Source organism: Burkholderia sp. 4M9327F10 (assembly GCF_005503145.1).
Taxonomy (GTDB): domain Bacteria; phylum Pseudomonadota; class Gammaproteobacteria; order Burkholderiales; family Burkholderiaceae; genus Paraburkholderia.
On record NZ_SCNV01000077.1, the window covers coordinates 22,344 to 32,987 of the forward strand.

Sequence of the window (10,644 nt, forward strand, 5' to 3'; positions counted from 1 at the left end):
GATACGGGGCCGACAACAGGCAGGCACAGGGCGAGCACACTTTAGGGCAGCAGAAAAGCCGTTCCGGTGCAATTCTGTATTGACCAAAAGATGTTGCAGTCACCCAACTCGCATCTTGCGATGAGAGTCCGATTCGTGGATCGATATGTCGGGTTGCCGATAACGGGCCACGGTGAAGTCGACGAAGCTGCGTACGCACCGTGTCATATAGCGTTTTCCTGAATAAAGCATCCACACGGTGCGCTCGTCGCCTTCGACATCAAAGCCACCAAGCACGGGCTGCAGTGAACCGTCCTGCAGTTCGGAAAGGATCAGGGATCTGGGCAGGCGTGCAATCCCGAGGCCTGCCACGACGGCCCGCTTCACGGCAACCAAATTCGACGAGCTGAAGATGGGGCGGAGCGCGACGCGATGTGAACCGTGAGCGTCGCAGAACTCCCAGTAACGGCCGAGCATGTCCGATGCGAGCAGCACATCGTGACTGGACAGATCCTGCGGGATGAGGGGCGGACCGCGTCTTGTCAGATAGTCCGGCGACGCGACGATCACGTCCCGGACCGGTGTCAGCGACCGGCATACAAGTGACGAATCGCGCAAGCGACGTTCCGCGCTGAACCACACGTCGTAGTCGTTGACGATGAATTCCTGGGCGCCTTCGATGACGGTCAATTCGAAGCTGACACGTGGCTCGATCAAATGATACGCAGCTACCAGTTCACCAAGGTCCGTTGCTGCGAAGGACTCGGGTGCCGCAATCTTGAGTGAGCCAATCGACTCATGCGTTACGGACGAGATATTTCCTTCCAGCAGGTCTAGCTGGTTGAGCAGTTCGGCACACCCCTGCCAGTACGCGTGTCCTGCGTCGGTTAGCGATACGTGCCGCGTTGTACGGTTAAGCAGGCGCACATTGAGGTAGGCTTCCAGCGTGGCAATGCCCCGTGTCACCACCGCACTTGAGACGCCAAGCTGTTTTGCGGCGACGGAGAAGCTCAGCGCCTCGGCAACCTTGGTGAACATACGCATTGTGGCAAGCTGGTTCATGGCGACTGGGGGAAAATGTCGCATGAGATTGGCATTTGCACGATGACGGGACTCTGACGAGCAGGTGACCGTTTCGTCATGTTGCACCGGTCTGCATACGTGGCCGATTTCAGAAATCGATGCGCCGCAGTGACGCCAGGCCAGCCCGGTCTGCGTCCGGCAATCTGGCCACGGAGTTGTGATGACCGGACATAGCTTTTCTGGACGGTGCGGTTCCAGAAAGCAGAGGAAGGAGAACCTTGACCTTCCCCTCATGGAAAGGTTTACTGTTCCTTCTGTCATCTCATGATTGAGGCGGGCAGCATGAAAAAGTCGTCCAGATTGCAGGCCCCGGAAACGCACGGTGCGCACCACGTGCATGATTTGCATCCGGAAATGGAGCATCGCCAACATCACGACGCACATCACCACGATGCCGGTTCAGACGCCGAGCCACGGGCGACAGTGCAGGGGCAGCGAGTCGATCCGGCCAGTGTCGAATACACGTGCCCGATGCACCCACAGGTGCGTCAATTGGGGCCCGGGAATTGCACGATTTGCGGCATGTCCCTCGAACCGGTCGCCGTTACGGCGGACGCCCAGGAAAGCCACGAACTCCGCGACTTCACGAGACGCTTCTGGATTGGCGTAATCTTGACCGTGCCCGTCGTGATTCTGGAAATGGGCACTCATCTGCTCAGGCTCGACCGTCTCGTTGCGCCACAGGTATCGAACTGGCTGCAACTCATGCTGGCAACCCCGGTGGTTCTCTGGTCTGGCTGGCCTTTTTTTCTGCGCGCCGTGACGTCTGTTGTGAACCGCAGTCTGAACATGTTCACACTGATTGCGCTTGGTACCGGGGTGGCCTGGTCATACAGTGTCGTGGCGACTGTGGCGCCACAGCTATTTCCGATGGCCTTTCGTACGAGCGGGGCAGCGGCCGTGTACTTTGAGGCCGCGGCGGTCATTACCGTGCTTGTGCTGGTGGGCCAGTTGCTCGAGTTGCGCGCACGCGAGCGGACATCCGGCGCGATCAAGGCGCTGCTGAATCTCGCTCCCAAGAGGGGCACTAGAGTCGGTCCCGATGGAACAGACGAAACGGTTGCCCTGGAATCGGTGCAGGTTGGTGATCTGCTTCGCGTCCGGCCGGGTGAGAAAGTGCCGGTGGATGGCGTTGTCACCGAGGGGCGATGCACCGTCGACGAATCGATGGTGACAGGTGAACCGATTCCCGTAGCCAAGGCGCCTGGATCGAAGGTCACTGCCGGCACCTTGAACCAGACGGGCAGTTTCGTCATGCAGGCGGAAAGAGTCGGTGCCGATACGCTGCTTGCACAGATTGTCCAGATGGTCGCGTCAGCACAGCGAACCCGGGCGCCCATCCAGCGCCTGGCGGATCAGGTGGCTGGCTGGTTCGTGCCAGGCGTAATTCTCGTGGCACTTGCTGCGTTTATCGCGTGGTTTGGATGGGGGCCCAGCCCCGCGCTGTCCTACGCCATCATTGCAGCCGTTGCAGTATTGATCATCGCGTGTCCTTGCGCCTTGGGCCTCGCGACTCCCATGTCCATCATGGTCGGCGTCGGTCGCGCGGCCCAGCGCGGCGTGCTGATCCGGAATGCCGAAGCGCTTGAGCAGATGCAGAAGGTCGACACGCTCTTGGTCGACAAAACCGGCACCCTGACCGAAGGCCGCCCCAAGGTCGTGGCCGTTCAGCCAGACGGGACGCGGGATGAAGGCGAGCTTTTGCAGCTGTTGGCGAGCGTGGAACGCGCCAGCGAACACCCACTGGCGGCAGCTATTGTCTCGGCGGCACAGGAAAGAGGCCTGGCGCTGCTGCCGGCAACGGATTTTGATTCTCCCGTTGGCAAGGGTGTTCTCGGGACTGTCGACGGCAGGAAGATTGTCTGCGGCAGCGCAAAATTTCTCCTCGAACAACACGTCGTAATTCCATCCGGTGAACCAGGTGAGACGCTTCGGTCTGAAGGCGCGACGGTCATTTATATTGGCGTCGACGGGCGTTATGCTGGCCTTGCGGGAATCGCGGATCCCGTAAAGGAATCGACGCCGGAGGCAATCCGCGCGCTACATCGCGAAGGAATCAGAATCATCATGCTGACCGGTGACAACAAGGTGACCGCGGAGGCTGTTGCACGAAAACTCGGCATTGACGAAGTCGTCGCGGAAGTGTTGCCGCACGACAAAGGGGCTGTTGTTGAGCGCCTTCAGGCGCAGGGGCGGGTAGTGGCAATGGCCGGAGACGGCGTCAACGACGCACCTGCGCTCGCTGCGGCAAACGTTGGCATTGCGATGGGAACAGGAACTGACATTGCGATGGAAAGCGCTGGAATTACCTTGCTTAAGGGCGATCTGTTGGGCATCGTGCGCGCGAGACGAGCTTCGAAGGCAACGATGCGCAATATCAGGGAGAACCTGTTTTTTGCCTTCGTCTACAACGCGGTTGGTGTGCCGATTGCGGCTGGCGTGCTCTACCCGTTCTTCGGTATCCTGCTGTCGCCCGTCATTGCAGCTGCTGCGATGGCGCTGTCCTCCGTAAGTGTGGTTGCCAATGCCCTTCGGCTGCGGGCAGTTCAGATTGACCGGTAGCTCCCATGCCGGAAAGCATGACGTGCGACGGCCCCGAACTTGTGTCAGGCAAATTCAGGGTCGTGATTGTTTAGGATCGGGACGGAGCGGGGAGCAGGGCGCCGCGGAGAGCGATTGTTTTTCACAGTTTGCGCTGCAACGCTGTCATGCGTGCAGCACATGCGGAAAATAGAGGGTGAAGGTTGTTCGCTGGCCATCACTCACGACATCCACCTTGCCCCGATGCAGTTCCATGATCGATTTCACGATAGCGAGGCCCAGGCCCGAATTCTTGGCCGCGCCATGCCGTGACGCGTCGACGCGGTAGAACCGTTCAAATATCTTCTCGATGTGCTCCGGTGCTATCGGCTCTCCCCGATTGGTGACCTCGATAATCGCGAACTGTGGCGAGTCAAACGCGAATAGCTCGACGGCGGATCCAACGGTCGCATGGGCAAGGGCATTCGACATCAGGTTGCCGACGGCGCGCCGGAACATCGTTGAATCGGCAAGGATCTTCACATTCCCTTCAACTGCAATGCGTACACCATTTTCCTCAGCTGGTCCCTGAAAGTAGGATGCCAGCCGGCGGAACTCGCTTTCAGTATCGAGATCGGCGAACTTGATGTGTTGCGTCGCGTTGTCCGTGCGCGCGAGGAACAGCATGTTTTCGATCATACGCTGGAGCCGCTCGCACTCTTCGATATTCGAGTCGATGAGCACTTCGTATTCCTCGTTCGTTCTCGCTCGGGACAGTGTGATCTGCGACGAACTGATGACGTTGGCAAGCGGGGTGCGCATGTCGTGCGCCAGATCGGAGGAAAACTGCGAGAGACGGACAAACGCACGCTCGAGCCGGTCGAGCATGCGATTGACCGAGACTGCAATTTCCTGAAGCTCGATAGGCCCTCCCCTGAGGTTCAGCCGTTCGCTCAGATTGTGCGCCTCGATACGGGAGGTCTGACGTCCGATACTCTTTACGGGGACAAGTCCGCGCCGGGCGACAGCGTAGCCCAATGTGCCCACCAGTGCGGCGCCGACGGCCGCTGCCAGCCAGATGTCGATCCGGTAACTTTTGAGCAGCGAATGCCGGTCATTAGCGGACCTGACGAGCAAAACCCGAACCGGCTCGCCGGACGGCAGTTTCTCTTCGGCAAAGATACAGCGGGACCGGCCGATGCCGAAGGGTTCGCACGTGTATGGCTCCAGCGGCGTGGGATTTCTTGCAGCGAGGGACGACAGGTCGACTGACGATTTGTCTGAGTGCTGGACCAGGGCAGCGCCCCGCCGGTCGAAGATCGCAAGATAGACGCCGGGATGTGAAAGCAACACTTCGTGGAACATGTCCGCGTTAGCCCGCACCGCCTCGTTCGAACCGGAATCGCGGGCCATCTGCAGAAACTGGTTCAGCTTGCCGCCAATTTCAATGTCGTCGCGCCGCTGCAGTTCAGTCGACAGCGAGTCGTACAGGAAGGTTCCCATCATGGCGAAGACCACAATGGCGACTGTCGAGAACGCGGCCGTAAGACGCCTGAGTAGTGAATACGTGGAACTAGCTGTCATGACTGATCGTCAAGCACGTAACCCATTCCCCGAACCGTGCGCAACAGCTTTCTGTCGAACGAATTGTCGATTTTCGAACGTAGTCGCTTGATGGCCACATCAACCACGTTGGTGTCGCTGTCGAAATTCATGTCCCAGATTTGCGAAGTGATGAACGTTCGCGTCAACACCTCTCCCTGGCGCTCAGCTAACAGTTGCAGCAACGAGAACTCCTGTGCGGTCAGATCGATGCGGGTGTTTGCGCGCCGCACACGCCGCTTGATAAGGTCAATTTCCAGATCGGCGATAACCAGCATATCCCGTACCCCACGCGGCGAGCGCCGCAGCAGGGACCGGATGCGCGCGAGGAACTCGGCGTAGGCGAAGGGCTTGGCCAGGTAGTCATCGGCGCCTAGTTCGAGGCCTTCGACCTTGTCTTCGACCGTGTCCCGGGCCGTGAGTAGAAGAACAGGGGTCTGCTTCTGTTCCCGGAGACGTTTTAGCACCTCGAAGCCGTCGAGTCCCGGTAGCATCACGTCGAGCACAATCAGATCGAACTCCTCGTGCAGCGCGAGAAAAAGTCCGTCCTTGCCGTTGTCAGCTGTATCGACGGTATAGCTTGCCTCCATCAGCCCCTTCCTGAGGTAGGAGGCCATCTTTGGCTCGTCTTCGACTATGAGTATCCGCATAAAAAAGTGATTGACGTTATATAGCGGGCGAAGCCGAACGAGTCTGACCACGCCAGACTAGCGCGCCGATCGGGTCCCCAGGATGACGGCAAAATGACATTTTTTTCATCTTGGGCATGTCTGAAAAAATGGTCATTTTGCCGCCATCTCATCGTCACTCGCCCGCAGATAAGCTTCGGGCCGTGGTCGTGCATGGATGTATGCCGAAAAAGCCTGTCGCTCGCCCGCAAAGTTAGCTCCGCCAGTATACGGCGGGTGCGCCCGCATGCTTACAGTCGTCTTAAATCGCCTGCTAGACTCCGTCACCATGTCGTACTGGCGCAAACTCTTCGTTATCGTGCTGCTGCTCCTGAGCCTTCCGGTTCAGTTGTTCACGGCCATCTCCATGCAGTGCGGATCGCCGCATGCTGCAGGACACGTGGCATCGGTGCAACGCGCAGATATGGTCGGGGTGGGGCAGGTGCATCCTCAACTGCGGACGGCGAGTGTCAGTGATATCGCTCCTGAGCACCACCACGGTGACGTGCGCTGCCCCGATGCCTGTTCGACATGCGTGTCCTGCTGTCCCGGTGCAGGAGCGCCATTGTCCGCGCCCGTGCATGAATCGGTCGACACAATTCGCGCGTCCGCACCGCGACCTGCCCCTGCGGAGCCGATCCGGTTTCTGACTGATGGCATTGAACGTCCCCCACGTATTTCCCTTGCCTGATCAGACCGCTGCGGCTGCGCGCCGTGACGTTTCCGATTCGTGCCGGTGATCTCGGATCGACTGGCCAACCAGTTTAATGACAAGGAGAAAGATTCAATGCGAAGGTTTTCTGTGGCGCTGCTGGGCGTGGCGGCAGCTTTGCCGATGATTGCGCATGCAGCGCCACCACCAGCAGATCCGGCGGATCCCGCTGCGTCGGTGGGGGCTGCGTCGGACGTCCCGTCCGCATTTGCCGACTACGTGCCATATCAGGACAAGGGGCCAGGTTCATGGCGCGATCTGAATAAGGCGGTCGTGAGTGCCTCTGGCATGGCCGGTATGAATCACGGTCAGATGCCTGCCGGCGGAGTGACCACCAGCACGAAAGAACATTCAACAGAACGCGGGGGAGTATCCAGATGACCCGGTATCTCGGCACAACGAGCCGATTGGTCACGGCTGCTGGCGTGATAGTGATTCTTGCAGGCTGTACGACCTTTTCGAAGGACGGCGGCTTCAACACCGTTTCCACGACCGCCTCCGAGCGTCTTGGGAAAGACGCCGTACTGGTGAAGACCGACGAAGACAGGGACACGGTTGCAAAACGTACTCAGGAACTGCTTTCCAGGCCGCTTGGCATGGACGACGCCGTGCAAATCGCTTTGCTGAACAACCGAGGCCTGCAGGCCTCATACGGCGAACTCGGCATCTCCGAGGCGGACCTTGTGCAAGCGGGACGACTACCCAACCCAGGTTTCATGTTCAGTCGCACCCATGGGAGCAACGATCTGAGCATCAGTCGCACCTTCACGCTCGGCTTGTTGAATGTCCTGACGCTGCCGCTGGCGACGCGTATCGAGAGCCGCCGCTTCGAGCAGACCAAGCTCCTGGCCGCAGACGCGATGCTCAAGGTGGCCGCTGACGCGCGACGGGCCTATGTCAGCGCGGTCGCCGCCGAGCAGGTCTCGGCATATGCCGAGCAGGTCAAGGATTCGGCAGAGGCCGGTGCCGAAATCTCGCTACGGATGCAGCAGGCCGGCAACTTCAGCAAGCTCGACTACGCGCGTGAGCAGGCTTTCTATGCAGACGCCGTGGCGCAGCTGGCGAAAACGCGGCAGCAGTCCGTGTCGGCTCGGGAGAAACTTACTCGTGCAATGGGCGTGTGGGGTGCCGGGACGCAATACAAGCTGCCCGAGCGCCTGCCGGATCTTCCCAAGACCAGGCCTGAGCTGAACGACCTTGAGAGCTTTGCGATGCAGAACCGGCTGGACATCCAGGCGGCGAAGCTGCAGACGCAGAGTGTCGCAAGCTCGTTGGGTCTCAGCAAGGCGACGCGCTTCATCAACGCGCTGGACGTCGGGTATCAGAACAATTTCACGACCGCCGACGGCCATGAACAGGGCTATGAAATCAGCGTCGAGATTCCCATTTTTAACTGGGGCGGCTCAAAGGTTGCGCGCGCCGAAGCGATTTACATGCAATCGGTCAATCGCGTTGCCGAGACGGCGATTAACGCAAGGTCCGAGGTTCGCGAATCGTACTCGGCCTATGTCACCGACTACGACGTGGCGAAGCACTACCGCGACGAAGTCGTACCCATCCGCAAAACGATTTCCGACGAGCTGCTGCTTCGCTACAACGGCATGCTCGCGAGCGTGTTCGAACTGCTCGCCGATTCGCGCGACCAGGTTGGCGCGGTGAACAGCTATATCGACGCGCTGAAGGACTACTGGCTCGCGGAAACCGACCTGCAACAGGCAGTTGGTGGCCGTATACCGCCACTTGCGGTGGCTTCAGCGCCATCCGCACCCACGACGCAACCGGCGTCGCCTACAGATTCCGAAGGTAAATGAAATGGTGTCACGTCGAAAATTTCTTGGCGGCTCGGGGGCCGCGTTGCTGGGGGCGGCTCTCGTCAGCAAGGCTGGTGCTGCGTCACTGCCCGAGGCGCCTACGATGGCCAAGGCCACGATGCAACCCCCACTCGCGCCTCCCAATGGCCGTCCCTACACGCCCGTCGCCACGCTGAATGGCTGGTCGCTGCCGTGGCGCATGAAGAACGGCTGGAAGGAGTTTCACCTGATTGCCGAGCCGGTAGTGCGCGAAATGGCGCCGGGCATGAACGCGAACCTCTGGGGCTATAACGGCCAGGCGCCTGGCCCAACCATCGAGGCAGTGGAAGGCGATAAGGTCCGTATTTTCGTGACCAACAAACTCCCGGAACACACCACCGTTCACTGGCACGGAATGCTGTTGCCGTCCGGCATGGATGGCGTCGGTGGCCTCACGCAGCCGCACATCCCTCCGGGCAAGACGTTCGTCTACGAATTCGAGCTTGAGAAGCACGGCACCTTTATGTATCACCCGCACGCCGACGAAATGGTGCAGATGGCGATGGGGATGATGGGCACGTTCATCGTCCATCCGAAGGACCCGGGTGTGATGCAGGTCGACCGTGACTTCGTGTTCATCATGTCCGCGTATGACATCGACCCGGGCAGCTTCACGCCGCGCGTCAATGAGATGACCGACTTCAACATGTGGACGTGGAATTCGCGTGTCTTCCCGGGCATCGACCCATTGCCGGTACGCGCTGGGGACCGTGTGCGGATCCGCTTCGGCAACCTGACGATGACGAATCACCCCATCCATCTGCACGGCTATCACTTCGAGGTTGCAGGCACCGATGGTGGATGGATTCCACCGGCTGCGCGCTGGCCGGAGGTGACCGCAGACGTTGCGGTCGGGCAGATGCGCGCCATCGAATTCACGGCAAACCGGCCCGGCGACTGGGCGTTTCACTGCCACAAGTCCCACCACACGATGAATGCGATGGGGCACTCCGTACCGAACCTCATTGGCGTGCCGCAGAAGGACCTCGCGAAACGCATCAACAAACTCGTGCCCGACTACATGGCGATGGGCAGCACAGGTGGCGCGATGGGCGAGATGGAGATGCCACTGCCCGACAACACGCTACCAATGATGACCGGCAAAGGTCCGTTTGGCGCGCTCGAAATGGGCGGCATGTTCACCGTTGTGAAGGTTCGCGAGGGATTGGGGCGCAAGGACTATCGCGACCCGGGCTGGTTCAAACACCCCAAAGGGACGGTCGCCTACGAATACACCGGCGAGCTGCCGGACAGCTGATTTTCCGTCTCGCCGGACTTTGCGGTCCGGCTCAACTTTTTATTTCAACGCAGGAGAAAGAGTGATGAAAAACGTATTTGCAACTGTTGCAGTTAGCGTCGCCCTGGCGATTTCGGGCTCGGCCTATGCGGCTGGCGACATGGGCAACATGGACATGAGCGGAGGCAGCGCGAAACAGGTGGGCGACGCGAAGAACAGCATGTCGCACGGAGAAGTCAAGAAGGTCGACACGGCTGCAGGCAAGCTGACCATCAAGCACGGTCCACTGGAAAACCTCGGCATGGACGCCATGACGATGGTGTTCAAGGTCAAGGACCCGGCAATGATTTCGCAGGTCAAGGTCGGCGACAAGATTGATTTCGTGGCCGAAGAAGTGGACGGCGCACTGACCGTGACGAAGCTGCAGAAGCAATGACGCATGCGGGCCGTGGCCGCGCCACGGCCATAGCGTTTCACCGACGATTTGAGGACCACACGATATGAAAGCACTGAATCAGAAATGGTTAGCGAGCGTCGCCGCAGCCGCTGCTATTGCGTTAGTTCCCGCGGCGGCATTTGCTCACGGCAAGCTCGAGAGCGCCGAGCCGGCGGCTGGCAGCACGGTCGATGCGGCACCTGACGCGTTACGGCTCACGTTCAACGAAGACCTGGAGTCCACTTTCAGCACGATCAAGGTGACCGACGCAAGTGGCGCACCGGTCGGTAAGGAAAAAGCGAAGGTCGATCCGTCGAATCGGCGTGTTCTGACGCTTGCCGTTCCGAAGCTGTCGTCCGGTTCCTATTCGGTGCAATGGGCCGTCATGACACAGGATGCCCATAAGACCAAAGGCACATACGCCTTCAAGGTGAAGTGATGAATGACGGTTTCCTCGGCGTTTTGCGGCTCGCATCCGTTGCGCTGCACAACCTCGGCTTTGCGGTACTCGTCGGTGCACTGCTGAGCGAACGGTGGCTGGCCCGTTCGCCGTCCGC

General features: G+C 59.7%; 9 protein-coding genes and 1 pseudogene. 7 read left to right on the forward strand and 3 right to left on the reverse strand.

The genetic code is table 11. The features are described from left to right. Positions 1-99 precede the first annotated feature (99 nt). Entirely contained in the window at positions 100-1,041 is a 942-nt protein-coding gene (locus FFS45_RS37190) for a LysR family transcriptional regulator (protein ID WP_171029865.1), read from the reverse strand. A gap of 375 nt (positions 1,042-1,416) precedes the next feature. On the opposite strand from FFS45_RS37190, the gene FFS45_RS37195 reads away from it, so the two are divergent. Continuing rightward, positions 1,417-3,624, forward strand: coding sequence for a copper-translocating P-type ATPase (locus tag FFS45_RS37195; RefSeq protein WP_249363088.1), 2,208 nt, complete (start codon positions 1,417-1,419; stop codon positions 3,622-3,624). 144 nt (positions 3,625-3,768) lie between these two features. On the opposite strand, the gene FFS45_RS37200 is transcribed toward FFS45_RS37195, so the two are convergent. Both FFS45_RS37200 and FFS45_RS37205 read right to left on the reverse strand, forming a co-directional pair. After that, a complete protein-coding gene (locus FFS45_RS37200) occupies positions 3,769-5,166 on the reverse strand; it encodes a heavy metal sensor histidine kinase (RefSeq protein WP_137959625.1) in 1,398 nt (465 codons plus the stop codon). Continuing rightward, positions 5,163-5,834: a heavy metal response regulator transcription factor gene (locus FFS45_RS37205; RefSeq protein WP_137959631.1), complete on the reverse strand. Its 672-nt coding sequence runs from the start codon at positions 5,832-5,834 to the stop codon at positions 5,163-5,165. Before FFS45_RS37205 ends, FFS45_RS37200 begins: the two co-directional genes overlap by 4 nt. A 748-nt stretch (positions 5,835-6,582) precedes the next feature. Between FFS45_RS37205 and FFS45_RS37210 the strand changes: the two genes are divergently transcribed. The 6 genes and pseudogenes from FFS45_RS37210 to FFS45_RS42640 form a co-directional block, all read left to right on the forward strand. Continuing rightward, on the forward strand, positions 6,583-6,945 hold the full coding sequence (locus FFS45_RS37210) for a hypothetical protein (protein WP_249363087.1): 363 nt from the start codon (positions 6,583-6,585) through the stop codon (positions 6,943-6,945). Beyond that, the gene (locus FFS45_RS37215; RefSeq protein ID WP_137959626.1) at positions 6,942-8,375 is read left to right on the forward strand and encodes a TolC family protein; all 1,434 of its coding nucleotides are present in this window, start codon (positions 6,942-6,944) and stop codon (positions 8,373-8,375) included. The genes FFS45_RS37210 and FFS45_RS37215 overlap by 4 nt, the downstream gene beginning before the upstream one ends. Position 8,376: 1 nt before the next feature. After that, positions 8,377-9,672, forward strand: coding sequence for a copper oxidase (locus FFS45_RS37220; protein WP_137959627.1), 1,296 nt, complete (start codon positions 8,377-8,379; stop codon positions 9,670-9,672). 64 nt (positions 9,673-9,736) lie between these two features. Then, entirely contained in the window at positions 9,737-10,087 is a 351-nt protein-coding gene (locus FFS45_RS37225; RefSeq protein ID WP_137959628.1) for a copper-binding protein, read from the forward strand. Between the two features lie 64 nt (positions 10,088-10,151). Beyond that, entirely contained in the window at positions 10,152-10,526 is a 375-nt protein-coding gene (copC, locus tag FFS45_RS37230) for a copper homeostasis periplasmic binding protein CopC (protein ID WP_137959629.1), read from the forward strand. Next, positions 10,526-10,644: pseudogene (locus FFS45_RS42640) on the forward strand (copper resistance protein CopD); the annotation flags it as partial. The gene copC and the pseudogene FFS45_RS42640, both read left to right, overlap by 1 nt.